Source organism: Burkholderia sp. MS455 (assembly GCF_016899445.1).
In the GTDB taxonomy this organism is placed as follows: domain Bacteria; phylum Pseudomonadota; class Gammaproteobacteria; order Burkholderiales; family Burkholderiaceae; genus Burkholderia; species Burkholderia pyrrocinia_C.
Window position 1 is genome coordinate 203,520 of record NZ_CP041778.1, and the last position, 23,525, is coordinate 227,044.

Genomic DNA, 23,525 nt, shown 5'->3' on the forward strand with positions numbered 1-23,525 from the left:
TCGAGGATATGAGCACGCTGCGCGGCGATCCGGTGTCGTTCTGCCCGAATCCGAACGAAGAGAAGCGGTGATGCAGGCGCGGTAATCAGGCATCCGCTGCCGCGGCGCCGATCACTTACGTGCGGTCACTGGCCGTTGCCGGATACCGCGCCGCCGAGCCTGTAGGCCGTGAAGAATTCGTACCACGGCGAACCTTCCGCAATCGGCACTGCGAGCGCCGACGTGCGCCGCTTCAGCGCGCCGAACACGTCGTTGATGCGGGCCGTCTGCGCGGCGTCATTGAATGGATAAGGCCGGGACCTTCCCGCCGCGAACGCGCCATACGCGATCGCGAGCAGGCGTGCGCCGTCGTCGGTGCCCGCGATCGCCGCGTCGATCGTTTCGACGAAGCGCGGCCGGTCTTCGGCGCGCGACCCGGACAGGCACAGGAACACGATGGCCGACAGTTCATGCAGATCGTTCACCTGCAGCAAGGCGGGCAGCCGCGCGACGATCCGTTCCACCGGCTCTGCACGCAGCGCGTCGCCGAAGTCGAGCGCGGCGGTCATCGGATTCCTGTCTGATTTCAGGCGATCGAGCGCAGCCGGCGTGGCCGACGCGCCGTCCGGCAACGACGGCGGCGCGGATCGCAACGCATCAGCCACCTGCTGCGTCCATTCCGGAAAGATCATCCGCACGTTACCGAACTGCTCGCCGCCTTCTGCCGCCGGATTCCATCGATAAACGATCGTGCCGCCGCGAATGAACGGCGAATACAGATGCTCGGGCGTTTGCGGCAGCGGCCGCCGATTGATCGGCAGCCACGCGAGCGTCAGCCAGTCGTAGCGGCCGGTTGCGGGCACCGACGGGCTCGAACTCGCGACGACCTGCCACGTGCCGCGATTCGCATAACGGCGGCGCGCGTCGGGCACCGGGACGGTCCGGCCTTTCGCGGTGTCGAAATACGTCGCGCCGGTCACGTTCGCGCCGCTGTCCGCGGCCGGCGTGATGGTGGAGATGACCCACGATGAACCATCGGCCGAACGGTAGTCGGACGGCTTCAGCGTGGCGACGTCGTGAACCATGCGCGTTTCCGCCGCGACGGGGCTCGGGGGGAGATTGGCGGGAGCGGCGACGATACTCGGCATGGGCTTTCCTCGGAATCGGATGCGTATCGTCGAACGGGACGATGCCCGGCGGCGCGGGTTGTTTTCTGTAACTGTAGAACTTCGCCGCCGGAAACGGAAAGCGCCGGATGTGGCGCAACCCGGTCATGCGAACCGCCGCCGGACCATGGCCGATACGGATCGGTTGAAGCAGTGGGCGCACGTACCGCTGCTTCTGTGGATCAAGGCGCGGCCGGTGGGGTGAGCGGATCGATGGTCGGTCGGGGTTTCACGCAGGTATCACGGCATTCATTTATTGTAGTAACATACCTACATTGATGTGTTTGAGGAGTCCACGATGACCATCACCACGCTCTCGAGTCGCGAACTCAACCAGGACGTGACTAAAGCGAAGAAAGCGACAAAGGACGGCCCCGTGTTTATTACGGACCGCGGCAGGCCCGCTCATGTGCTGTTGAGTTTCGAGGAATACCAGCGTCTCACGCAGCAGAGGCGCAACATCGCCGATGCGCTGGCGATGCCCGGTGTCGAGGACATCGAGTTTGACCCTCCGCGCGCGGACGTCACGATCAAGCAGGTTGACTTCTGATGATGTTCGTTCTCGATACCAATGTCATTTCGGAACTGCGGAAGGTGCGAACGGGCAAGGCGGACGGGAATCTGGCGGCCTGGAGTTCGACCGTCGACGCCCCGACGCTTTTTGTTTCTGCCATCACGATCGTGGAGCTTGAGACCGGTGTCTTGCAGATTGAACGCAGAGACCCGGTCCAGGGCGCGCTCCTCAGGGCCTGGCTTGACGGACATGTCCTGCCCGAATTCGCGAGCCGTGTGCTGCCGGTTGATACCGCGGTCGCTCAACGATGTGCGCGGCTCCATGTACCGGATCGACGGTCCGAGCGGGATGCGCTCATTGCCGCTACGGCGCTCGTGCACGGCATGACTGTCGTGACGCGCAATGTGGCCGACTTTGCCGCAACCGGTGTCGCCATCGTGAATCCGTGGGATTGAACGATCAACTCATGCCGCACGCACGGGGAAAATCGGATTGCAGCCGGCGCACAACGCTCCTGCTGTAAAGGCCGGAGTGTTGTGCGGAGGCGGTGTCGGTGGATTCGTCCGGGCTGGAAGCGAATACAAATTGACGCGTCGAAGTTGTAGCCGTGGGGATACAAGAACCGATGAAAAGGAAGATTTTGTATCCCTCGGGCTACCAGAGGCTGCCGACGTCAGCCATGCTGGGCAAGACCGGTCGCCATTTTGACACCCGTTTACACCGATTAATCCGCCTCGAGAGAATTTCGCGGACTGATCTCACCCCTTACCCGCGCATCGGCGGATTGAGTCGCGCGAACGCCTGTTGCCGGCGATACGGGAAGTACGGATACGGCGCTTGCACCGCGCTCGCCGCGTCGAGCGTCGCGACCTGCGCATCGGTCAGCGACCAGCCGACCGCGCCGAGGTTCTGGCGCAGTTGTTCCTCGTTGCGCGCGCCGATGATCACCGACGATACGGTCGGCCGTTGCAGCAGCCAGTTCAGCGCGATCTGCGGCACGGTCTTGCCGGTTTCCTCCGCGATCGCGTCGAGCGCATCGACCACGTCGTACAGGCGCTCGTCGTCGACCGGCGGCCCGTAGCTGGCCGTTTCATGCAGGCGGCTGCCTTCGGGCAGCGGCGCGTTGCGGCGGATCTTGCCGGTGAGCCGGCCCCAGCCGAGCGGGCTCCACACGAGCGCGCCGAGGCCCTGGTCCGCGCCGAGCGGCATCAGGTCCCACTCGTAGTCGCGGCCGACGAGCGAGTAGTAGACCTGGTTCGCCACGTAGCGCGACCACCCGTAGCGATCGGCTGCCGCAAGCGATTTCATGATCTGCCAGCCCGCGAAATTCGATACGCCGATGTAGCGCAGCTTGCCCGCGCGTACGAGATCGTCCAGCGTCGACATCACTTCCTCGACCGGCGTGCCCGCGTCGAACGCGTGCAACTGCAGCAGATCGATGTAGTCGGTGTCGAGGCGGCCCAATGCGGCGTCGACGGCGCGCACGAGCCGTGCGCGCGACGTGCCCGCGTCGTTCGCGCCATCGCCGGTCGGCAGGCCCGTCTTCGTCGAAATCAGCACCCGGTCGCGGCGGCCCTTGAGCGCCGCGCCGAGCACGCGTTCGGATTCGCCGTCCGAATACACGTCGGCGGTGTCGAACAGGTTGACGCCGGCTTCCAGGCAGATGTCGACCAGGCGGCGCGCTTCGTCGACGCCCGTGTTGCCCCATGCGCCGAACAACGGGCCGGTGCCGCCGAACGTGCCGGCACCGAAGCTCAGGACGGGAACCTTGAGGCCGGAGCGGCCGAGCGTACGGTATTCCATGTGCGTTTCCTTTGAATGGTCGAAGCCCGGCGCGTGCCGGACGGGCGCCCGTCGGCGGAATCACACTGTATCGCTTGCGGATATTTCAGATAATTGGGCAGAATTCGAAAATATCCTTCGGATAGGGCGAATAATGCTGCTCGATAACCTCGCGCTGTTCCTGCGCATCGTGGAAAAGGGCGGGCTGGCTGCGGCGGGCCGGGAGGTCGGCCTGTCGCCGGCCACGGTGTCCGAGCGGCTGGCGGCGCTCGAGCGCCACTACGGCGCGGCGCTGCTTACGCGCACGACGCGCGCGATCAGCCTGACCGACGAGGGCCGCACGCTGGTTGCCGGCGCGCGGCGCCTGCTGGCCGAGGCCGGCGAACTCGAAAGCCGCGTGCGCTCAGGCGCACAGACGCTGTCGGGGCCCGTGCGCCTGAGCGCGCCGGCCGATCTCGGACGCGAGCGCGTCGTGCCCGTCGTCGACGCGTTCCTGGCCGAGCATCCGGGCGTCACGGTCGACCTGCATCTCGGCGACGGCTACGTCGATCTCGTCGGGCAAGGGCTCGATTTCGCGATCCGCCGCGGCACGCTGGCGGACAGTTCGCTGCACAGCCGTTCGCTCGGCCGCGCACGGCGCGCGGTGTGCGCGTCGCCCGCGTATCTCGCCGCGCACGGCACGCCACGGCATCCGGACGATCTCGCCGCGCACGATTGCATCGTGATGCGTTTCGGGCCCGACCTGTATGCCGAATGGCCGTTCAGCATCGATGGCGAACTGAAGCGTGTGATGGTGCGTGGCCGGCGCGTAGCCAATGACGGCGCGCTCGTCCGCGCGTGGTGCATCGCGGGGCACGGCGTCGCGCTGAAGTCGCTGGTCGACGTCGAACGGGATCTGGCGTCCGGCGCGCTCGTCGAGGTTCTGCGCGCGTTCTCGCCGGGCGACGTCGATTTGCAGATCGTCTATCCGGGCAGTGCCGTGCAGCCGCGGCGCGTGCGCGCGTTGATCGAGCGGCTGGCGCAGGCACTGGCGGGGGCGTAAAGGCGCGTTGCTCGCGCTGCCTGCGGGAGGGTGTGGCAGCCGTTTTGCCGCGATCGCATCGAATACCGATGTCGTGATCCCGAACGTGACGCGACAGCCTGAAATCGGACCTCGAGCAGATTGCCCACGTTTCGTCATTTAGCTAATATACGAAACGTTAAACAAAGCCTTCCAACCCCATGGACGACGTCACCCGCATCAGCGCACTGGCCAACGAAAGCCGTCTGGCCGTGATGCGCTGGCTCAAGCAGCCGCGCAAGCATTTCCCGCCGCAGCCGCACGGCGATTTCGACGAACTCGGCGTGTGCTGCACGTACATCACCGAGAAGCTCGGCATCGCGCCGGCCACGACCACGCGCCACATGCGCATCCTCGCGGATGCCGGGCTCGTGCAGGCGACCCGTGTCGGCAAGTTCACGTATTACAAGCGGATCGACGGCGCGCTGCAGCAGCTCGGCCGCGATCTCTCGCAACTCTGATTCGACCGATCCCCACCGAGGCAACCGATATGGACGAACTTGCATTGCTGGCCGACGCCGACCGGCGCGCGCACGCGTACCTGGCAGCGACGAACGACCGGCGCGCGTTTCCCGATGCGGCCGCGCTGGCCGGTCTCGCCGCGTTCGACGAGCCGCTGCCCGATACGGGCCGCCCGGCCGACGACGTGCTGCGCCTGCTCGACGAGCAGGGCTCGCCCGCGACCGTCGCGTCGAACGGCCCGAACTACTTCGGCTTCGTGATCGGCGCCGCGCTGCCGGCCGCGGCGGGGGCCGAGCGGCTGATGCTCGCGTGGGATCAGTGCGCGTCGTCGTACGCGAATTCGCCGGTGGCCGCGACGATCGAGCGTCAGGCCGCGCGCTGGGTCGTCGACGTGCTTGCGTTGCCCGAAGGCAGCGCGGTCGGTTTCGGCACGAGCGCGACGGCGTGCACGCTCGTCGCGCTGGTGGCCGCGCGGCGCACGCTGCTTGCACGCAAGGGCTGGGACGTCGACGAGGACGGCCTGATCGGCGCGCCCGAGGTGAAGGTCGTGATCTCCGAGCTTGCGCACATCACGGTGAAGAAGGCGCTGCGCGTGCTCGGCTTCGGGCTGAAGCGTCTCGTCGTCGCGCCGGTCGATGCACACGGTCGCATCGACCCGGCGCAGTTGCCGCCGCTCGACGACATGACGATCCTCTGCTTGCAGGCCGGCGAAGTGAACACCGGCGAATTCGATCCGTTCGCGGCGCTGATTCCGCCTGCGAAGGCGGTTGGCGCATGGGTGCATGTGGACGGCGCGTTCGGGCTGTGGGCACGCGCGTCGTCGAAACGCGCGCTGACGGACGGCATCGACGGCGCGGATAGCTGGACCACCGACGGCCACAAGTGGCTCAACACGCCGTACGACGGCGCGATGGTGATCTGCCGCGACGCGGACGCGCTCGCGACCGCGATGAACAGCGATGCCGTCTACCTGAGCGGCGCGCAGGACGCGCAGAAGAACCTGAACCTCGAATTCTCGCGGCGTGCGCGCGGCATTCCCGTGTGGGCCGCGCTGCGCTCGCTCGGCCGTGCCGGGCTGGCCACGATGGTCGAGCGGCATTGCGCGCAGGCATCGCGTGTCGCGGACGGCCTGCGTGCGGCCGGCTACGACGTGCTGAACCGCGTCGTGCTGAACCAGGTGCTGGTGCGCGCCGGCACGGACGAGGAAACCGTCGCGATCCGCGAGGCCGCGCAGGATTCGGGCGACGTGTGGTTCGGCGCGACCGTGTGGCAGGGGCGTCCGGCGTTCCGGATCAGCGTGTCGTCGTGGCGCACGGAAGACGCGCACATCGATCGGCTCGTGGCGCTGCTGACTGAACTGCGCGGCACGCCCGTGCGCTGACGGGTGGCGGGGGCCGGAGCGGCGGCGAACCGGCGTCGCCATGCGATGCCGTGTCTCCACGCGGCCGGAAATGTCGGACAATGCCGGGGCGCGCCCATGCGCCGCGTCGCCCGTTCGACGGCTGCCCGTTCGCCGGCCCCGGGTGGCGCGCCCAACCGATGCAGTCACGCCAACGAGAGCCCCCCCATGTCGATCACCCCTCCCCGGGAATTGCTGAAGGCCGCCGATATCGCGAAGATGGAACCGACGCGCGCCGTGCATTCGCTGAATCCCAATGCCGTTCGTTTCAAAAGACCGCTCAGCGACCTGACCGGTATCACGCAGTTCGGCTTCCATCTGCTCACGCTGATGCCTGGCCACGAATCGGCCGAATACCACCGTCACCTGTACGAGGAAGAATGCGTGTACGTGCTGTCCGGCACGGGGACGGTCACGATCGGCGAACGCCCTTACGACGTCGGGCCCGGAGATTTCCTGGGCTTCGCGCGCGGCGGTGAAGCACACACGCTGCAGAACACGGGTGACGTGCCGCTCGAACTGATCGTCGCCGGGCAGCGCCTCGAACACGACGTGTGCGAATACCCGAGAATCGGCAAGCGGCTGTACGTGGCCGGCGAGCTCGAGGATTTTGTCGACCTGCCGAAGCAGCGCTGAGCCGATCGGCGATGCCCTGATGCAGGCTGCAGGTCACCGCGCCCGGCGATCGCTGGGTCAAGCGGTTGTGACGATCGTCGCTGCCCCCGTTTTCGCTGGTATCACGGCTCGTGCGGCTGGCCTGTATCGACGCGAGAGCGATCGTGTCGGACCGGCTTCCCGATTCCCGGCAGCGACGATTGCGGCCAGCTTTCCGCGTGGTACGTGCTGCCCGTGCCCGGCATCTGTTCGCTGAACCCGGTCGGTAGCGTGTTTTGCCTCGGTACGCCGCTGTTCGAGGAAGTGACGATGGATATCCTGGTCGCGTCGTCGCGCTTATGATGCAGGAACGCCACCGACAGGGTTCCCCGATATGGACGCGCCGCTCCCGCCGATGCATGCCCCGATTTCCGAAACGGAGCCTGAAACCGAAGCCGCTGCCGAGCCGCGCGCGTCGCGCCTGCATCGGCCCGTCGCGCTCGTCACCGGCTCGACGTCGGGGATCGGCGCGGCCATCGCGCGCCGCCTGACGGCGGACGGCTATGCGGTGATCCTGCATTCCCGCAGTTCGGCCGACATCGGACGCGCGATGGCGCGCGAACTCGGCGCGGCCTACGTGCAGGCCGATCTCGCCGACGATGCCGGGCGCGTGCGGCTGATCCGCGACGCGCTCGCCGTGCACGGGCGGCTCGACGTGCTCGTCAACAATGCGGGGATCAGCCGCGTGATTCCGCATGAGGACCTCGCGGCGGCGACGCCCGACGTGTGGCGCGAGATACACGAGATCAACGTGATCGCGCCGTTCCGGCTCGTCGCCGAAGCACAGCCCGCGCTGCTCGAAGCGGCGTCGCGCGGGCGGGCCGGTTGTGTCGTGAACGTCAGCTCGCATGCGGGCGTGCGGCCGAAAGGCGCGTCGATTCCGTATGCGGCGGCGAAGGCCGCGCTCAATCACACGACGCGGCTGCTGGCGCGCACGCTCGCGCCGGCGATTCGCGTCAATGCGGTCGCGCCGGGGCTGGTCGATACGCCGCTGACCGCCGGCTGGACCGAAGCGCAGCAGCTCTGGCGAGAACGCGCGCCGATGCGTCGCGCGGCGACGCCGGACGACATCGCGCAGACGGTCGCGATGCTCGTCGCGTCCGATTACGTGACGGGCGAGATCGTGATGCTCGACGGGGGATTGAACCTGACGTGACGCTGTGCGGGCGGCCGCGTACGCGACGTTGTGCGCCGACGCGACCGGGCAACGGGGTCACCTCGCGCAGGCGTCGTGCGCAAGCGCCGAAGCGGCCGCCCGGCCAAAGCTGCCGAAGCAGCCAACCCAGCCAACCCAGCCAACCCGATCAGCCGAGATTCGACCGCAGCCGCGCGAGCGCGCCGTCGTGCGTGCGCTCGAACTTCAGCGGCGTGACGGCCACATACCCTTCGCCCAGCGCGACCGTTTCCGAATCCGCGTCGTCGTCGCGCGGCGCGCGCGCCAGCTTCAGCCAGTGATAGTCGATCTCGCGCGGGTCGCGGCCCGACACGATCTCGACGCCCTGCAGCGTGCCGGCGCCCTGGTTCGTCACCTTCAGCCCGCGCACGTCCTGCGCGGGGCGTGCCGGGAAATTCACGTTGAGGCACGCGTCGCTGTCCCAGCCGGCGGCGACGAGCCGGCGAATGACGTCCGGCGCATGCGCGAGCGCCGTGTTCCACGGCACCGCGTTGCGATCGGCGAACGCCTGGCTCAGCGCGATGGCCGGCACGCCGACCAGCATGCTCGTCATCGCGGCGCCGACCGTGCCGGAAAACACCGTTTCGGTGCCGAGATTCGCACCGCGGTTCACGCCGGACAGCACGACGTCGGGCCGCGCGTCCTTCATCAGGTGGCTGACCGCGATCGCGACGCAATCGCCGGGCGTGCCGCGCACCGCGAAGCGGCGTTCGCCCTTGCGATGCACGCGCAGCGGCTCGTGCAGGCTCAGCGAATGCGACGTGCCGCTCTGGTCTTCTGCCGGCGCGACGATCCACACTTCGCGCGCCAGTTGCGTGGCGACCTGTTCGAGCACGTCAAGGCCGGGGGCGTCGAATCCGTCGTCGTTGGTCAGCAGGACGCGGTCGAAAAGCGGGCGGGTTTCTTGCATCGGAGCGGTCCTCGCGGAGATGGGCGATGAGAGGGAAGTGCGGCGTGGCGCAAGCCACAAGGCTAGCATCCCGGCGTGAGAACCGTCGTGTCGTGTCGCCGGCGCGGACGTGAAAACGGGCGCATCGCGCGCCCGTTCGTCGGTGGAGGTGCCGCGTGCGCGGCGGGTCGGAACGGCTTATCCGAGCAGGTGCCGCAGCAGCCCCGCCGACACGACGCCGACGATGACGGTCGGCAGGATCGACAGGCGCGTCGCCGCGAGCAGCGTGATCGCGAGCGCGAGCAGGTCGGCCGGGCGCGTCGACACGAAGGCCGGCGCGATTACCGAGATCAGCACGCAACCGGGCACGTTCTCCATCACCGAAGCCATCCGCGGGCTGAGCGTGCGGTTGCGCAGCAGCACGTAGCCGAGGATGCGCGACAGGTAGGTCGTCGAGGCCATCAGCACGATCGTCGCGACGGTGCTGAAATCCGGAAGCTCAGGCATCGCGCGGCTCCCACCGCAGCGCGGCGATCAGTCCCGCGCACGCGCCGGCCGCGACGTACCACGCGCCGGGCACGGCCAGGTGCATGGCTGCCGCGACGACCAGGCTCACGAACCACGGGCGGCTCGCGCGCATCCCTTTCCACATCCCGCGCAGCAGCACCAGAAACACGGCCGTGAACGCCATGTCGAAGCCGTACTGCTCGACGTTGCCGATCGTCGGGCCGACCGCCGCGCCGAGCGTGGTCATCGAGATCCACGTGAGGTAGAGCCCCGCGCAGATGCCTGCGTAATAGGGGACGCTGATGTGCGTGGCCGAGCGCGCCTTCGCATCGGCGAGCGACATCGCCCAGCTCTCGTCGCACATGAAGAACAGCGCCGCGAACGCGCGGCGGCGCGGCAGGCGCCGGATGTACGGCGCGAACGCGGCGCCCATCAGGATGTGCCGCGAGTTCACGAGGAACGACATCGCGACGATCAGCGCGATATGCGGCGGCGACGTCCACAGATGGATCGCCGCGAATTCGGACCCGCCGCCGAAGTTCAGGCCCGTCATCATCGGTACCTCGAACAGGCTCAACCCTTTTTGCGCCGCCTGCGCGCCCAGCACCAGTGCGAACGGCACGAAACCCAGCATGACGGGCAGCGCCGCGCGCAATCCGCGCCCCATCTCGGCGACATAGGCGGGCTTGTCGCGAAGCCCGGACGACGTTGAAACGCTACTGCTCATGACTCCTCCTTCGGGGGAGGGATTGTCTGCTTTTTTGACTCGAATCGGGTTGCGTTGTCGCCATGGATTTCGGAGAATTTGGCATTGAACTTGTGATTTGAGAATTTTTTGGAATCTGATGCCAAATGAAACTTGATGCCATCGACCGGCGGATCCTCAGCGCGCTCCAGCGCGACGGCCGCATGCAGAACGTGGAACTCGCGCACGAGGTCGGGCTGTCGCCGTCGCCGTGCCTGCGGCGCGTGCGGCTTCTCGAGGAAGCGGGCGTGATCGAGAAATACGTGGCCGTGCTGAATCCCGCGAAGGTCGGCAAGGGGCTGACCATCTTCACGCGCGTATGGCTGAAGGGGCAGGACGCGGAATCCGTGAACCGTTTCGCCGATGCCGTTCAGCAGATGCCGGAAGTCGTCGAGTGCCACCTGATGGCCGGCGACTGCGATTTCCTGCTGCGCGTCGTCGCGGCCGACATCGACGACTACCGGCGTTTCCAGATGGAAACCCTGACGCGCATCCCGGGCGTGCTGAGCGTGAAGACCGATATTCCGATGCAGAAGGTCAAGCTCACGTCGGCGCTTCCGACCTAGCGCGGCGCGTGCGTGCGGAGACGAGTCGACGAACGGTCACGGCTCGGCGACAATCGCCGGATAAACTGGCGTGTCACGCCGCTTCGAGCGTATTGCTCGCACCGCCGTGCGACGTTCGATGCACAAGCAACTAACGGTCAATGTCGATGCGATCGGGCAGGCGGCGCCGCGCGCCGGGTCATGCGCCGGCGCGGATGCGTTTCTTCTTGTCGGGTCACCATGCAGCCATTCAACAATCCGTGGAATTCGCTGGAAATCGTCAAGCTCGTGCTCGGCGTGCTGACGCCGCTGTCGGTCGCGTGTCTCGGCTGGCTCGTCGCGCGCCGGCTGAAGCGGCTCGAACTCGTGCAGTGGACCAACCAGCGGCTGATCGAGAAGCGGCTCGCGCTGTACGACGCGGTCGCGCCGCAGCTCAATGCGCTGCTGTGCTTCTATACGTGGATCGGCTACTGGAAGGACATCTCGCCGGACGACGTGATCCGCGCGAAGCGTGAGCTCGACCGCACGTTCCACATCTACCGCTATCTGTTCGATGACGACGTGTACGACGCGTATCACACGTATATCCACGCGCTGTTCGACATGCACACGGGCCCGGGCCGCGACGCGCGGATCCGTTCGCTGATCCAGGCGCCCGACGGCGACCGCAGCGTGCACGGCTCGTATGAATGGAAGCCGGCGTGGTCCGATCGTTTCGCGACCGCGAATGTCGTGCCCAGGGACGACGTGCTGCGGTATTACACGCAACTGATGGAACGGTTGCGCGTGGCGCTGGGCGCGACGCGCTGACCGCTCGGCATCGCGCGCCACGCGTCTCGCCGGTATCGAATTTCGCTACCCGGCGGCGCGGATTCTCACCCTCGCGCATGCAGCGGATGCGGTGCGCGGCTGCTGCTGACATGCTCGCGCCATGCTCACTCGCGCGAGGTTCGTATGGTTGTCGATACCGGCTGCCGGCCGCTCATGATTCGCTCTCCCGGCGCGGGCCGGCGGCGTCTTTTCTCCGTCGGTTCTCCCGAACCGCATGACATGCCGTTGCCGGTCGAGCCGGAGATCGGCGACATCGTGTTCATCCGCGTGACGGTGCGGCCGTTTCTCGAAGTGGCCAGCGCAACGCGCTCGTGGACGAATCACGTCGGGATCGTCGTCGGGGAGCGCGGCGGCGAGGTACTGATTGCGGAGAGCACGTTTCCGCTGTCGCGCGTCACGACGATGTCGCGGTTTCTCGCGCGCTCCGATCGCGGCGCATGCGTGATCGCACGGCTGAAGCAGCCGATCGATGCCGCGCAGCGAAGCCGGCTCGTCGACGCGGCGATGCGCCGGGTCGGCGTGGTCTACGACACGGGCTTCAATCTCGCGTCGCGCCGGCAGTTCTGTTCGCGTTTCGTTCGAGAAGTGGTGCGCGACGCGACGCGGATCGCGCTCGGCGACGTCGAGACCTTCGACACGCTGCTGCGCCGGAATCCCGATCATCCGCTCGGTTTCTGGAAGGTCTGGTACTTCGGCCGGATTCCGTGGCAGCGCCGCACGGTGACGCCGGCGAGCTTGATGGGCAGTCGGGAACTGCGCGTGGTGGCGGATACGCGCGATTGCGCCTGCGATGTGTTCGAGGACAGAGAATAGAGCGGAAGCGCGGAGGTGAGCCGTCAGTCGTCCGGTGTGACTCAGGCAAAAGAGATCACGAGTTTCTTTCCGCACGCGGCTGCATACTTGCGCAGTGTTTCAATCGACGGAGAGTGCTGGCCTGTCGCGAGCGCGCGTTCGAGCCGCGTGACGGCAGGCGCCTTCGTGCCCATGCGCTCTGCCACATCGGCCTGCGAAAGACCGGCGGCTCGCCGGGCGGCCAGCATTGCGTCGAGCAGCGCGAATTCCTCGCGGTTCAGCCGGTCGTATTCGGCGCGTACCTTCGGATCGGACAATGCGCGCTCGCGCAGTGCCTTATAGGTTGCCATATCGAATCTCCTTCAATCGGCGGCGCGCGGTTTCCAGTTCTTTCCCCGGCGTTTTCTGCGTCTTCTTCACGAAGCAGTGAAGCATGACGATCCGCCGGTCGACGGCCGCACAGTAAAACACACGGGCGATACCTTCCAGGCCCTTCAAGCGCATTTCATACAACCCGTCGCCCATCGGCCTGGTGTGAGGTTCGCCCAGATTCGGGCCGTACTGCTCCATACGGTCGGCGAGTGCGAAGAACCTGGCGGTCAGCGTCTTCGGCAACGCAAACACGCCTGCCTCGACTTGCTCGCTGAAGAAATGGATTTCATACGCGACGGTTCGCATGGTAACAAATTTGTTATTTCCTTGCAAGAAGGAGCGCCGTCGTGTTTGTCATGAGGGCGGCTCGTCGAATGCACGGAAGCACCGGAGAAACGTCCAGACGTTTCTCCGGTGCTTCGTTGCTGATGTGCGAGCCAGATTGTTTGCCGGTGACCTGAATTCGACTAGTTATCCGAATGGATATCAGGCCTGCTCGTGTGCTTCGGGAGGCGGCGAGATCAGTTCCGTCCCGCCACCGCGAGTCGCGCGGCGAGCCCCACGAACACCGTGCCGAGCAGGTATTGCGGCAGTTTCGACGGACGGCGGCGCGCGCCGATCCGCTGGCTCAGCCGGCTCGCGGACAGAATCACCGCGCCGTTCACGACGAGCCCGATCAGGTTGAGCACCGTCGCGAGCACGAGAATCTGCACGGCGATCGAGCCGTGCCCGGGCCGCACGAACTGCGGGAACAGCGCGAGCACGAACAGCGCCATCTTCGGATTCAGCAGGTTCGTCGTCAGGCCCTGACGGAAGATCGCGGCGGTCGAGTGCCGGCGCCGCGACGCGACGGGCGATAGTGCGGTCGCGTCCGAACGAAACGTCTTCCACGCCAGATAGAGCAGATAGGCAGCGCCGGCGAAACGCACGATGTCGTATGCGATCGGTACCGCGAGAAAGAGCTGCGACAGCCCGAGCGCGGCGGCGAGCGCATGACAGTAGGTGCCGGCCTGAATGCCGGCGAGCGTCGCGAAGCCCGCGCGCCGGCCCTGGCTCACGCTGCGCGATGCGATCAGCAGCATGTCGGGGCCCGGCGTGGCCGTCAGCGCGAGACACGCGCCCGAGAACAACGCGAGCGTGGAGAAGTCGGTCATTGCAATCCTTCTTGCGTGAGCGGCGTAAAAAGGAATGTCACTTTAGGCGTGCCGCTGCAGGTGGTCAACCGTGCTCGCGCCAGAATCCGGCCGACGGCCGACTTGCTTCCATCCTTCCGATAAAGCGGAAGCCGTTTTTTTGCCATTTGGGCATGTCGCGCGGCTGCTCCGGCAATTAACAATTACGTCACGAATTTTCGTACGTGATCTAAATACATGCGGAATGTCTGTCTGTAGCATTCGGCGATTGAGTCACAGCTGGCAAGTGCCTTGTCGGCCAGGTCCGAATGTATTCCATGTGGGTAGATCATATGCAAGTCGTCGACCGCCTTCGGGCCGACATCGGTAGCGTCGAAGCGACGCGGTCGCGCGAGGCCGGTTCGCGTTCGGTGTCGCACGACGTCGGTGTGGTCCCGCGGGTTCGCCACGCATTGTGCGTGGCGCTGATCTGCGGCGGTGCCGCGAGCCTGTTCGAGCCGGCCCATGCGCAAGTGCCGGATGCGGGGCGAGCGATGCGCGATATCGAGGCACCACGGCCGGATCTGCCGCCGGAAGCTGTGCCCGAGCTGACGGTGGCGCCGTCGGAAGAGGCTGCCGAGAGCGCGCCCGAGTCGGGGCCTCGCGTGCTCGTTCGCGCGTTCGCGTTCGACGGCAATACCGTGTTCGGCAACGACGAGTTGCAGCCGCTCGTCGCCGATCTTGCCGGCAGCACGCTGGGATTCGCCGACCTGCAACGCGCCGCCGCGCGCATCACTGCCTACTATCGCCGCCATGGCTACGTGCTTGCACGCGCCTATCTGCCTCGCCAGGACATCGACGACGGCGTCGTGCGTATCGAAATCGCCGAAGGGCGCTACGGCGCAATCACGATCCAGAATCATTCGCGCGTGCTCGGTGCCGCGCTGCGCCAGCCGCTCTCGGCGCTGCATCCGGGCGATGTCGTGCGCGGGTCCGGTCTCGAGCGCAGCCTGTTGCTGCTCGACGACCTGGCCGGCGTCGCTGCGCGCGGCACATTGCGTCCGGGCGATATGCCCGGCACCACCGATCTCGTCGTCGACGCCGACAAAGGGCCGCTCGCGTCCGGATCGCTCGAATTCGACAACTTCGGCGACGCAGCGCTCGGGCGCTACCGTGTCGGCGGCAGCGTCGACGTCAATTCGCCGCTGCGGCTCGGCGATCGCCTGAGCCTGCGCGGGCTCGTCAGCAACGAGTTGCAGCGCTATTACCGCGCCGGCTACCAGATACCGGTCGGGCCCGCGTCGACGCGAGTCGGCGTTGCGTATTCGTCGCTGCGCTACCGGCTCGGCGGAGCATTCTCGGATCTCGATTCCAGCGGCCGCGCGAGCGTGCAGACCGCGTACGTGACGCAGCCGCTCGTGCGCGCGCGAAACCTGAACGTCACCGCGCAGATCCAGTACGAAAACAAGAACCTGCGCGACGACTACGGTGTATTCGACATTCGGCGCGACAAGAACGTTGGCCTGTGGACCTTCGGCGTCAGCGGCAACAGTCAGGACGGCTGGCTGGGCGGCGGCCGCAACGGGTTCTCGGTGATGTTCGGCGTCGGGCGGCTGCGCAGCAACGATCCGTTCGAAGCGGATGCGCTGAAAAAATCGATCGGCAGCTTTACGAAGCTGAATGTGAGCGCGCTGCGAGTGCAGGCGCTGGGGCGCCGGTTCGAGTTGTACACGCAATTCAGTGCGCAGCTCGCGTCGCGCAATCTCGACGAATCGGAGAAATTCAGTCTCGGCGGCCCGTACGGCGTGCGCGCCTACGCGCTCGGCGCCGGCAGCGGCGATCAGGGCTGGCAGGCCAGCGCGGAGTTGCGGTATCTCGTCGCGCCGGGATGGCAGATCAGCACGTTTGTCGACGCCGGGCGCGTGCAGGCCGACAAGTACCCGTGGTCGCAAGGGCGAAACATACAGCACATGCAGGCCGGCGGTGTCGGCGCGAGCTGGTTCGGCGCGAAGCGCCAGGTGACGCTGACGGCCGCGTGGCCGCTCGGCGCGGCGTTCGGCTCGCCGACCCGCGCGCCGAGCGTATGGGTTCAGGCCGCTCAATATTTCTGAGCGCGCGTGATCGGCCCGTCCGACAGGGTGGGTTCTATAAAGCAGATTGAAGAGGATACCAAAATGAACAAGGCCTATTCACTGGTGTGGAATGAAGCGCAGGGTGGCTGGTGCGCAGTCGGGGAAACGGCGCGCCGTCGCGGCAAGAAGAGCGGCGGCAAGCGCTTGCTTGCGGCGGGTGTGTCGCTGTTGGGGCTGGCGGCCGCGTCGGGCGCGTATGCGTTGCCGACGGGCGGCGAGATTGCGTCGGGTAAGGCGGACATCGCGACGTCGGCGGACGGCAAGACGATGTCGATCAACCAGCACACGGACAAGCTGATCACGAACTGGCAGGACTTCAGCGTGGGCGGCGGCGAGCGGGTGTCGTTCCAGCAGCCGACGAACCAGTCGATCGCGCTGAACCGGGTGATCGGGGCGAACGGCAGCCAGATTCACGGCCAGTTGGACGCGAACGGGCGCGTGTTCCTGGTGAACCCGAACGGCGTGATGTTCGGCGCGGGCGCGCAGGTGAACGTGGGCGGCCTGGTGGCGTCGACGCAAAACCTGTCGGACGCGGATTTCCTGGCCGGTCGCTACCGGTTCGCGGGCGCGTCGGGCCAGTCGGTGGAGAACGCCGGGACGATCACGGCGGCGGACGGCGGCAGCGTGGCGCTGCTGGGTGCGCGGGTGTCGAACACGGGCGTGATCCGCGCGCAGATGGGCCGCGTGGCGTTGGGCGCGGGCAACGCGTTCAACGTGAACTTCGACGGCAACGGGCTGCTGAACCTGCAGGTCGAAGGCGGGGCGGTGGACGCGCAGGCGCATAACGGCGGGCTGCTGAAGGCGGACGGCGGGGAAGTGCTGATGACGGCGCGCGCGGCCGGCGATCTGCTGGGATCGGTGGTCAGGAACAGCGGCACGATCGAGGCGAAGGGCCTGAGCAGCCGCGCCGGGAAGATCACGCTGGACGGCGGCGAGGTTCAAGTTGGCGGGAATCTGGACGCGAGCGCGCAGGACGCGTCGACGGCGGGCGGCACGGTAACGACGCGCGGCGAGCGGGTGGCGGTATCGCGCGACGTGCAGGTGGATACGCGCGCGGCGTCGGGCCAAACGGGCCAGTGGACGATCGAGGCGGCCAACGCCGGGGTCGGCGGTAACGCCGACGTCGCGATCGACGGTGAGATGCTGTCGCGCAACCTGGGCACGACGAACGTTGCGCTGACGAACACGTCGGGCGACCTCAGGGTGAGCGACGCGGTGACGTGGGCAAGCGAAAACGCACTGGCGCTGACGTCGAAAAAGGGCAACGTCGACGTGAACCAGTCGCTGACTGCGAGCGGCGCGAAGGCGGGCGTGACGATGAACGCGGCGCAACAGATCCGCGTCGGCAACAAGGTGAAGCTGACGGGCGAAAACGCGAGCCTGGCGCTGAACGCGGGTAGCGGCCATACGTTGACGAACGACGATGCGGTGGTCACGCTGTCGGGTCGCAATGCGTCGTTCTCGGCGAATGGCGAAGCGTATGACGTGATCCACGATCTCGCGGGGCTGCGCGGTGTCGACGGCAACATGAACGGCCGTTACGTGCTGGGCAATGCGATCGACGGCAAGGGTGCGCAATTCCGCAGCCTCGGCGGCGGCGGCGCATTCGGCGGTGTGTTCGACGGGTTGGGTAACACGATTTCCCGCTTGGCGGTCAATGGCAACGGTCAGTACGTCGGCCTGTTCGGGATGAATCGCGGCCGTATCGCGAATCTCGCGCTCGATTCGCTCACCGTTAGCGGGCCGTCGAACCGAACAACCGCGTCGGTCGGTGCGCTGGCCGGAGGCAATCATGACGGCACGATCTCGAACGTTCGCGCGACGAACACGACGATTTCGTCGACCGGGAATTTCGGCAGCCTCGTCGGTGGCCTCGTCGGCGACAACGTCGCCGGCGTCATCGACGGTGCCCGATTCCAGGGCACCATCGCCGGCAACGATACGGCCGATTCGATCGGCGGCATCGCGGGCAGAAACGTCTATGCACGGATCACGAACAGCCGGGCCGATGCCTCGATCACGAGCTTGCGATCGTCGAATACCGTGCGCGACATCGGTGGTCTCGTTGGCACGAATCTGTATGGGACGGTGTCGGATTCGACGAGTGCCGGCAGGATCTCGGTAGGCGATCGCGCGCACGTGGGCGGTCTCGTCGGCCGCACCTTGGGCGGTGTAATCGACAACGCGGTCTCGACGGTCGATGTGTCGGCCGGGAAGTCGAGCTTCGTCGGCGGCGCGGTCGGCCTCAGCGACCACGGCACGATTCGTGGTTCGTCTGCACACGGCATCGTGAGCGCGACGAATGGCAGCACGGTCGGCGGCTTCGTGGGGCTCAACAGAGGCGGTCAGGTTGAGCGCTCGCAAGCGTACGGCGCGGTGAACACGAAGGTCGCGGCAGCCACCGGCGGCTTCGCGGGGGAGAACATCGACGGCGGCGTGCTCGAAGACGTGGCAGCGAATGGACGCGTGAGCGACATCGCTGGCGGTGTCGTGGGAGGCCTGGTCGGCAGGAATGCCGGCATGATCCGTCGGGGCGAGGCGGCAGGCGATGCAAGTGTCGGCGACGCCGGTCGCGCGGGCGGGCTCGTCGCCGTGAACGACGGGACAATCGAACAATCCACGTCGGGCGGAACCGTGCATGCCGGCTCGGAGAGTCGGGTTGGCGGACTCGTGGGCCTGAACCGCGGAACGATTTCGGGGTCGGGCGCGACGGGATCGGTCACTGCGGCGCACGGCAGCTACGCCGGGGGACTGGTCGGCGAAAACACGGGTGCTGTCCGGGACTCGAAGGCTTCGGGCAACGTAACGGCCCTCGGCGGCCTGTTCGTCGGCGGGTTTGCCGGGTGGAATGGCCATGGCGCACTGATCGCCGACTCGGAATCTTCGGGGACGGTCACTACCGCCGCTTCGTATGCCGCCGGGTTCGCGGGCGTGAACTATGGTGCGATCCGTTCGTCGCAGACCAGTTCAATGCTCAATTATCAGGGGGCGCTCTCGGCCGCGATGAGAGGCGGATTCGTGGCATTCAACGCGGGGAACATCGATTCGAGCAAGACGACCGGCGCGGCCGCACGTGAGGCGTTCGCCGGCATCAACTTCGGCCGGATCGACGGCAGTCGGTAATTCCCTTCAGCGCAGGAAGCGAATGCCTCGGGCGGTGCCATGAATCCAACGGTGCCGCCCGCACACGGCATGCCGGTTCCGGGACAGATTGGAGCCGGCGGGCACGGCGCGGACGGATTCATCGTCTGCGGAACGAGCAACGAATATCACCGTTCGACGCTCGACAAATAGTTGTATAGGTATACGAAATAATTATTCGTATACAAACCGATCATGAGGAAACGACAAATATGAACAAGGCCTATTCACTGGTGTGGAACGAAGCACAGGGTGGCTGGTGCGCAGTCGGGGAAACGGCGCGCCGTCGCGGCAAGAAGAGCGGCGGCAAGCGCCTGCTTGCGGCGGGTGTGTCGCTTCTGGGGCTGGCGGCCGCGTCGGGCGCGTATGCGTTGCCGACGGGCGGCGAGATTGCGTCGGGTAAGGCGGACATCGCGACGTCGGCGGACGGCAAGACGATGTCGATCAACCAGCACACGGACAAGCTGATCACGAACTGGCAGGACTTCAGCGTGGGCGGCGGCGAGCGGGTGTCGTTCCAGCAGCCGACGAACCAGTCGATCGCGCTGAACCGGGTGATCGGCGCGAACGGCAGCCAGATTCACGGTCAGCTGGACGCGAACGGGCGCGTGTTCCTGGTGAACCCGAACGGGGTGATGTTCGGCGCGGGCGCGCAGGTGAACGTGGGCGGTCTGGTGGCGTCGACGCAGAACCTGTCGGACGCGGATTTCCTGGCGGGCCGCTACCGGTTCGCGGGTGCGTCGGGTCAGTCGGTGGAGAACGCCGGAACGATCACGGCGGCGGACGGCGGGAGCGTGGCGCTGCTGGGTGCGCGGGTGTCGAACACGGGCGTGATCCGCGCGCAGATGGGTCGCGTGGCATTGGGCGCGGGCAATGCGTTCAACGTGAACTTCGACGGCAACGGGCTGCTGAACCTGCAGGTCGAAGGCGGGGCGGTGGACGCGCAGGCGCATAACGGCGGGCTGCTGAAGGCGGACGGCGGGGAAGTGCTGATGACGGCGCGCGCGGCCGGCGATCTGCTGGGATCGGTGGTCAGGAACAGCGGCACGATCGAGGCGAAGGGCCTGAGCAGCCGCGCCGGGAAGATCACGCTGGACGGCGGCGAGGTTCAGGTCGGCGGGAATCTGGACGCGAGCGCGCAGGACGCGTCGACGGCGGGCGGCACGGTAACGACGCGCGGCGAGCGGGTGGCGGTGTCGCGCGACGTGCAGGTGGACACGCGCGCGGCGTCGGGCCAAACGGGCCAGTGGACGATCGAGGCGGCCAACGCGGGGGTTGGTGCGGCTGCACGGGCCGGCAAGCGCGGTCTCGTTATCGGAGGTGGGATCAACGGCAATACCGGCAACGGTGGGACAGGCGTGATAGTCGGTAGCGCCGACGGTGCGATCGACGGCGAGACGCTGTCGCGCAACCTGGGCACGACGAACGTTGCGCTGACGAACACGTCGGGCGACCTGACGGTGGGCGACGCGGTGACGTGGGCGAGCGACAACACGCTGGCGCTGACGTCGAAAAAGGGCAGCGTTGACCTGAAGCAGTCGCTGACGGCGAGCGGCGCGAACGCGGGCGTGACGATGAACGCGGCGCAACAGATTCGCGTCGGCAACAAGGTGACGCTGACGGGCGAAAACGCGAGCCTGGCGTTGAACGCGGGCAGCGGCCATACGCTGACGAACGACGATGCGGTGGTGACGCTGTCGGGTCGCAATGCGTCGTTCTCGGCGAATGGCGAAGCGTATGGCGTGATCCACGATCTCGCGGGGCTGCGCGGTGTCGACGGCAACATGAACGGCCGTTACGTGCTGGGCAATGCGATCGACGGCAAGGGTGCGCAATTCCGCAGCCTCGGCGGCAACCGTGCGAAGTTCGGCGGTGTGTTCGACGGTCTGGGCAATACCATCGGCAATCTGTCGGTCTCGAATCCCGGTAGCGCGACCGTCGGGTTGTTTGCGGTCAACGGCGGCCGTATCTCCAACCTCGTGCTGGACAAAATCACGGCGCGCGGCCTTGTCGGGCAAGTCGTCTCGCCGATCAGCGTCGGCGCATTGGCCGGCTACAACGTAGGCGACATCACGAACGTGAAGGCGAAAGACGTCGTGGTGAGCGGCGAGGGCCACGCGATCGTCGGTGGTCTCGTCGGCAGCAACCTGAGCGGACGGATCGATCGCGCATCCGTTTCGGGCCGCGTCGAAGGCGGCAAGGAGGCGATGTATGTCGGCGGTCTGGCTGGAGAAAACCGCACGTTCCTTTCGCCGAATCGTGGCGAGGCGACCATCAGCAACAGCCACGCCGACGTACAGGTCAGCAGCAGGTCGTCCGGCGTTACGGGCGGCCTGGTCGGTATCAACCGGGGCGCCATCGCGGCGTCGACGGCCGCGGGCAGCGTCAGCGCCCTGGCCCGCGGCGCGCGCGCCGGCGGCCTCGTCGGCTACCATGAAGGCGGGAGCATCAAGGCATCCTCGTCGTCCGCGAGCGTGCGGGCTGGCCATGACGCGACGGCGGGCGGCCTCGTCGGCTACAACGCCGCGTCGATCGAGGCATCCGACGCGACCGGCGGCGTGACCGTGGGCGACAACGCCAAGGCGGGCGGCCTGGTCGGGGAGAATCTCGGCAAGATCGCCGCGTCGACGGCGGGTGGCAATGTCGTTGCCGGCAAGTCGGCCATCGTCGGCGGGCTCGCCGGCGTCAACCGTGCGACGATCCTGGCGTCGACCGCAAACGGCAGCGTTCAGGCCGGTAACGCCGCGGTGGCGGGCGGGCTCGCGGGATATAACGCGGGCACGGTTCGCGCATCCACCGCGAACGGCAAGGTCTCGACAGGCGCCGACAGCGAACTGGGCGGCCTCGTCGGCCGTAACGGCGTCCTCGGCCAGGTGATCGCGTCGAGCGCGAACGGCAACGTGGACGGGCGCGACAACGTGAAGGCCGGCGGGTTGGTCGGTTTGAACGACGGCGCAATTGACGGTTCGTCGGCCACGGGGACGGTCAAGGTCGGCGCGCGGAGCGTGGCGGGCGGCCTGGTCGGCGTCAACACCGAAAGCGTGAAGTCGTCCGATGCACGCGGCCCGGTTATTGCCGGCGTATCGAGCACCGTGGGCGGCCTCGTCGGCGAGAACAGCGGCGAGGTGGTCGCTTCCTCGGCGGCAGGCAGTGTATCGACCGCTGCGAACGGCATCGCAGGCGGGCTCGTCGGCAAGAACGCGGGCAAGGTGGCGAATGCCAGTGCGCGCGGGAGCGTCAACATTGCCGGTACGGGCAGCGCCGGCGGCCTGGTCGGGCGCAACGAAGGCAGCGTGTCGTCGTCGAGCGCGTCGGGCGACGTCGTCGCGGGCGCCGATAGCTACGTCGGCGGTTTGGTCGGGCAGAGCGTCATGAGCGCATCGATCGATGCGTCCAGCGCCTCCGGTTCCGCGAAGGGCGGGGATTGGAGTAATGTCGGCGGCCTCGTCGGCGAAAACGACGGCAAGATCGCGTCGTCGTCGTCGTCAGGTACGGTGTCCGGCGGGCGCGGTTCCCGCCTGGGCGGCGTGGCAGGCTCAAACTTCGGCAACGTCGATCGTTCGAGCTCGAGCAGCCGTATTGCCTACACGGCCGGCTACGACCAGTGGTACGGCGGGCTGGTTGGCGTCAACTTCGGCTGGATGCAAGGCAATAGCGTGAGCGGAAGCGCGGCGGCGGTGCCGCTCGCGGGCCTCGATTTCGGCGAAATCGGGAACTGATCGGTCCCGTTCCGGGAGCCGGGTTTCGTTGCAGTGACGCTCGCCTCCCGGGCACATCGCGCTGTCGCGGCTTCGATGCGAGGCCCGTTCGGCATAGGTACCGGACGGGTTGGCGACTGGCGATGGCGGCTCGCGCGCCATCGCCGGCTCGGTCTTTCCCGCAACGATGTTTTTCAAGGGTTCTTCACGTCGATCCGCGAAGAACCCTTTCTTTTGGCAGCGAGCCGGGTACGGCCGGAAAATCGACGGGCAGTCGGTATTGGCCGCCGTCGTTACGCATCAGCTAGCCGCGCGGCCGGGGCTATCTCTAAAAAAACTGCAGTCCAATGTGTTGCCTGAGCGGCTAACCCGCCGAACGCTCTGTCAACGCAACGCGAAACAAACGACTCGAATTTACCGCGTCAAAGTTCGTTCAAGTCCGAAATTATGATGCCGTCAGTTTTGACGTGTACGAAATGGTTCGTACGATGAGGACACCCCCGCGGGCCTTTGGCATGATCGGAAATCCCATTATTCCAGGTGTTTCCCGAGACGATTGCGAGTGCCGGAA

Annotated in this window: 22 protein-coding genes and 1 pseudogene; 15 read left to right on the plus strand and 8 right to left on the minus strand. The window is 66.8% G+C overall.

Annotated features, from left to right (window positions below; translation table 11 throughout):
- Positions 1 to 125: 125 nt before the first annotated feature.
- Positions 126 to 1,127, minus strand: a complete 1,002-nt coding sequence (locus tag FPJ27_RS05385; RefSeq protein WP_204422244.1) for a hypothetical protein — start codon at positions 1,125 to 1,127, stop codon at positions 126 to 128.
- Positions 1,128 to 1,256: 129 nt separating this feature from the next.
- Between FPJ27_RS05385 and FPJ27_RS36295 the strand changes: the two are divergent.
- The 3 genes and pseudogenes from FPJ27_RS36295 to FPJ27_RS05395 form a co-directional block, all read left to right on the plus strand.
- Positions 1,257 to 1,350 (plus strand): annotated as a pseudogene (locus FPJ27_RS36295) (class I SAM-dependent methyltransferase); the annotation flags it as partial.
- A 93-nt stretch (positions 1,351 to 1,443) separates the two neighbouring features.
- Positions 1,444 to 1,695 carry a type II toxin-antitoxin system Phd/YefM family antitoxin gene (locus FPJ27_RS05390; RefSeq protein ID WP_111020415.1) on the plus strand — a complete coding sequence of 84 codons (252 nt, stop codon included), beginning with the start codon at positions 1,444 to 1,446 and terminating at the stop codon, positions 1,693 to 1,695.
- A complete protein-coding gene (locus tag FPJ27_RS05395) occupies positions 1,695 to 2,114 on the plus strand; it encodes a type II toxin-antitoxin system VapC family toxin (RefSeq protein WP_204422245.1) in 420 nt (139 codons plus the stop codon). Before FPJ27_RS05390 ends, FPJ27_RS05395 begins: the two co-directional genes overlap by 1 nt.
- A 310-nt stretch (positions 2,115 to 2,424) precedes the next feature.
- On the opposite strand, the gene FPJ27_RS05400 is transcribed toward FPJ27_RS05395, so the two are convergent.
- Complete coding sequence (locus tag FPJ27_RS05400; RefSeq protein WP_072438159.1) at positions 2,425 to 3,462, minus strand: aldo/keto reductase; 1,038 nt, start codon at positions 3,460 to 3,462, stop codon at positions 2,425 to 2,427.
- A gap of 133 nt (positions 3,463 to 3,595) precedes the next feature.
- Here FPJ27_RS05400 and FPJ27_RS05405 point away from each other — a divergent pair, with 133 nt between their 5' ends.
- The 6 genes from FPJ27_RS05405 (at position 3,596) to FPJ27_RS05430 (ending at position 8,172) form a co-directional block, all read left to right on the plus strand.
- A complete protein-coding gene (locus FPJ27_RS05405; RefSeq protein WP_204422246.1) occupies positions 3,596 to 4,483 on the plus strand; it encodes a LysR family transcriptional regulator in 888 nt (295 codons plus the stop codon).
- A gap of 179 nt (positions 4,484 to 4,662) precedes the next feature.
- The gene (locus tag FPJ27_RS05410) at positions 4,663 to 4,962 is read left to right on the plus strand and encodes a metalloregulator ArsR/SmtB family transcription factor (RefSeq protein ID WP_034181860.1); all 300 of its coding nucleotides are present in this window, start codon (positions 4,663 to 4,665) and stop codon (positions 4,960 to 4,962) included.
- Between the two features lie 29 nt (positions 4,963 to 4,991).
- Entirely contained in the window at positions 4,992 to 6,344 is a 1,353-nt protein-coding gene (locus FPJ27_RS05415; RefSeq protein ID WP_204422247.1) for a pyridoxal-dependent decarboxylase, read from the plus strand.
- 186 nt (positions 6,345 to 6,530) lie between these two features.
- Positions 6,531 to 6,998 carry a cupin domain-containing protein gene (locus tag FPJ27_RS05420; protein WP_072438165.1) on the plus strand — a complete coding sequence of 156 codons (468 nt, stop codon included), beginning with the start codon at positions 6,531 to 6,533 and terminating at the stop codon, positions 6,996 to 6,998.
- 204 nt (positions 6,999 to 7,202) lie between these two features.
- The gene (locus tag FPJ27_RS36300) at positions 7,203 to 7,319 is read left to right on the plus strand and encodes a hypothetical protein (protein WP_239483236.1); all 117 of its coding nucleotides are present in this window, start codon (positions 7,203 to 7,205) and stop codon (positions 7,317 to 7,319) included.
- A gap of 31 nt (positions 7,320 to 7,350) precedes the next feature.
- Positions 7,351 to 8,172: an SDR family oxidoreductase gene (locus tag FPJ27_RS05430; protein ID WP_072438167.1), complete on the plus strand. Its 822-nt coding sequence runs from the start codon at positions 7,351 to 7,353 to the stop codon at positions 8,170 to 8,172.
- Positions 8,173 to 8,320: 148 nt separating this feature from the next.
- On the opposite strand, the gene surE is transcribed toward FPJ27_RS05430, so the two are convergent.
- The 3 genes from surE to FPJ27_RS05445 form a co-directional block, all read right to left on the minus strand.
- Entirely contained in the window at positions 8,321 to 9,100 is a 780-nt protein-coding gene (gene surE / locus FPJ27_RS05435; RefSeq protein WP_204422248.1) for a 5'/3'-nucleotidase SurE, read from the minus strand.
- Positions 9,101 to 9,277: 177 nt separating this feature from the next.
- Complete coding sequence (locus tag FPJ27_RS05440) at positions 9,278 to 9,586, minus strand: AzlD family protein (protein WP_175002410.1); 309 nt, start codon at positions 9,584 to 9,586, stop codon at positions 9,278 to 9,280.
- A complete protein-coding gene (locus FPJ27_RS05445; RefSeq protein WP_204422249.1) occupies positions 9,579 to 10,313 on the minus strand; it encodes an AzlC family ABC transporter permease in 735 nt (244 codons plus the stop codon). Before FPJ27_RS05445 ends, FPJ27_RS05440 begins: the two co-directional genes overlap by 8 nt.
- 125 nt (positions 10,314 to 10,438) lie before the next feature.
- On the opposite strand from FPJ27_RS05445, the gene FPJ27_RS05450 reads away from it, so the two are divergent.
- The 3 genes from FPJ27_RS05450 (at position 10,439) to FPJ27_RS05460 (ending at position 12,520) form a co-directional block, all read left to right on the plus strand.
- The gene (locus tag FPJ27_RS05450; RefSeq protein WP_006749370.1) at positions 10,439 to 10,897 is read left to right on the plus strand and encodes an Lrp/AsnC family transcriptional regulator; all 459 of its coding nucleotides are present in this window, start codon (positions 10,439 to 10,441) and stop codon (positions 10,895 to 10,897) included.
- 219 nt (positions 10,898 to 11,116) lie between these two features.
- Complete coding sequence (locus FPJ27_RS05455; protein ID WP_175960271.1) at positions 11,117 to 11,686, plus strand: hypothetical protein; 570 nt, start codon at positions 11,117 to 11,119, stop codon at positions 11,684 to 11,686.
- 144 nt (positions 11,687 to 11,830) lie between these two features.
- Complete coding sequence (locus tag FPJ27_RS05460; protein WP_204422250.1) at positions 11,831 to 12,520, plus strand: YebB family permuted papain-like enzyme; 690 nt, start codon at positions 11,831 to 11,833, stop codon at positions 12,518 to 12,520.
- Between the two features lie 41 nt (positions 12,521 to 12,561).
- Here the strand turns inward: FPJ27_RS05460 and FPJ27_RS05465 are convergent, their stop codons facing one another.
- The 3 genes from FPJ27_RS05465 to FPJ27_RS05475 form a co-directional block, all read right to left on the minus strand.
- Positions 12,562 to 12,849, minus strand: coding sequence for a helix-turn-helix transcriptional regulator (locus FPJ27_RS05465; protein WP_072438177.1), 288 nt, complete (start codon positions 12,847 to 12,849; stop codon positions 12,562 to 12,564).
- Positions 12,836 to 13,177 carry a type II toxin-antitoxin system RelE/ParE family toxin gene (locus FPJ27_RS05470; protein ID WP_072438178.1) on the minus strand — a complete coding sequence of 114 codons (342 nt, stop codon included), beginning with the start codon at positions 13,175 to 13,177 and terminating at the stop codon, positions 12,836 to 12,838. The genes FPJ27_RS05465 and FPJ27_RS05470 overlap by 14 nt, the downstream gene beginning before the upstream one ends.
- Positions 13,178 to 13,392: 215 nt before the next feature.
- Positions 13,393 to 14,025 (minus strand): LysE family translocator, encoded by a 633-nt coding sequence (locus tag FPJ27_RS05475; RefSeq protein WP_072438180.1) that lies wholly within the window; start codon positions 14,023 to 14,025, stop codon positions 13,393 to 13,395.
- A 311-nt stretch (positions 14,026 to 14,336) separates the two neighbouring features.
- Here FPJ27_RS05475 and FPJ27_RS05480 point away from each other — a divergent pair, with 311 nt between their 5' ends.
- From FPJ27_RS05480 to FPJ27_RS05490, 3 genes are all read left to right on the plus strand, one after another.
- A complete protein-coding gene (locus FPJ27_RS05480) occupies positions 14,337 to 16,094 on the plus strand; it encodes a ShlB/FhaC/HecB family hemolysin secretion/activation protein (RefSeq protein WP_239483237.1) in 1,758 nt (585 codons plus the stop codon).
- A 63-nt stretch (positions 16,095 to 16,157) separates the two neighbouring features.
- Positions 16,158 to 19,238: a GLUG motif-containing protein gene (locus tag FPJ27_RS05485; protein ID WP_204422251.1), complete on the plus strand. Its 3,081-nt coding sequence runs from the start codon at positions 16,158 to 16,160 to the stop codon at positions 19,236 to 19,238.
- A gap of 230 nt (positions 19,239 to 19,468) precedes the next feature.
- Entirely contained in the window at positions 19,469 to 22,975 is a 3,507-nt protein-coding gene (locus tag FPJ27_RS05490; RefSeq protein ID WP_204422252.1) for a GLUG motif-containing protein, read from the plus strand.
- The last annotated feature ends 550 nt before the right edge of the window (positions 22,976 to 23,525 follow it).

Bases quoted from the DNA above. Each gene is read 5' to 3' on its own strand.
- FPJ27_RS05460 (WP_204422250.1), top strand. From the start codon at position 11,831: ATGGTTGTCGATACCGGCTGCCGGCCGCTCATGATTCGCTCTCCCGGC.
- FPJ27_RS05445 (WP_204422249.1), bottom strand. From the start codon at position 10,313: ATGAGCAGTAGCGTTTCAACGTCGTCCGGGCTTCGCGACAAGCCCGCC.
- FPJ27_RS05385 (WP_204422244.1), bottom strand. From the start codon at position 1,127: ATGCCGAGTATCGTCGCCGCTCCCGCCAATCTCCCCCCGAGCCCCGTC.
- FPJ27_RS05390 (WP_111020415.1), top strand. From the start codon at position 1,444: ATGACCATCACCACGCTCTCGAGTCGCGAACTCAACCAGGACGTGACT.
- FPJ27_RS05480 (WP_239483237.1), top strand. From the start codon at position 14,337: ATGCAAGTCGTCGACCGCCTTCGGGCCGACATCGGTAGCGTCGAAGCG.
- FPJ27_RS05415 (WP_204422247.1), top strand. From the start codon at position 4,992: ATGGACGAACTTGCATTGCTGGCCGACGCCGACCGGCGCGCGCACGCG.
- surE (WP_204422248.1), bottom strand. From the start codon at position 9,100: ATGCAAGAAACCCGCCCGCTTTTCGACCGCGTCCTGCTGACCAACGAC.
- FPJ27_RS05430 (WP_072438167.1), top strand. From the start codon at position 7,351: ATGGACGCGCCGCTCCCGCCGATGCATGCCCCGATTTCCGAAACGGAG.
- FPJ27_RS05455 (WP_175960271.1), top strand. From the start codon at position 11,117: ATGCAGCCATTCAACAATCCGTGGAATTCGCTGGAAATCGTCAAGCTC.
- FPJ27_RS05470 (WP_072438178.1), bottom strand. From the start codon at position 13,177: ATGCGAACCGTCGCGTATGAAATCCATTTCTTCAGCGAGCAAGTCGAG.
- FPJ27_RS05395 (WP_204422245.1), top strand. From the start codon at position 1,695: ATGATGTTCGTTCTCGATACCAATGTCATTTCGGAACTGCGGAAGGTG.
- FPJ27_RS05450 (WP_006749370.1), top strand. From the start codon at position 10,439: ATGAAACTTGATGCCATCGACCGGCGGATCCTCAGCGCGCTCCAGCGC.
- FPJ27_RS05475 (WP_072438180.1), bottom strand. From the start codon at position 14,025: ATGACCGACTTCTCCACGCTCGCGTTGTTCTCGGGCGCGTGTCTCGCG.
- FPJ27_RS05400 (WP_072438159.1), bottom strand. From the start codon at position 3,462: ATGGAATACCGTACGCTCGGCCGCTCCGGCCTCAAGGTTCCCGTCCTG.
- FPJ27_RS05485 (WP_204422251.1), top strand. From the start codon at position 16,158: ATGAACAAGGCCTATTCACTGGTGTGGAATGAAGCGCAGGGTGGCTGG.
- FPJ27_RS05410 (WP_034181860.1), top strand. From the start codon at position 4,663: ATGGACGACGTCACCCGCATCAGCGCACTGGCCAACGAAAGCCGTCTG.
- FPJ27_RS05490 (WP_204422252.1), top strand. From the start codon at position 19,469: ATGAACAAGGCCTATTCACTGGTGTGGAACGAAGCACAGGGTGGCTGG.
- FPJ27_RS05420 (WP_072438165.1), top strand. From the start codon at position 6,531: ATGTCGATCACCCCTCCCCGGGAATTGCTGAAGGCCGCCGATATCGCG.
- FPJ27_RS05440 (WP_175002410.1), bottom strand. From the start codon at position 9,586: ATGCCTGAGCTTCCGGATTTCAGCACCGTCGCGACGATCGTGCTGATG.
- FPJ27_RS05405 (WP_204422246.1), top strand. From the start codon at position 3,596: ATGCTGCTCGATAACCTCGCGCTGTTCCTGCGCATCGTGGAAAAGGGC.
- FPJ27_RS05465 (WP_072438177.1), bottom strand. From the start codon at position 12,849: ATGGCAACCTATAAGGCACTGCGCGAGCGCGCATTGTCCGATCCGAAG.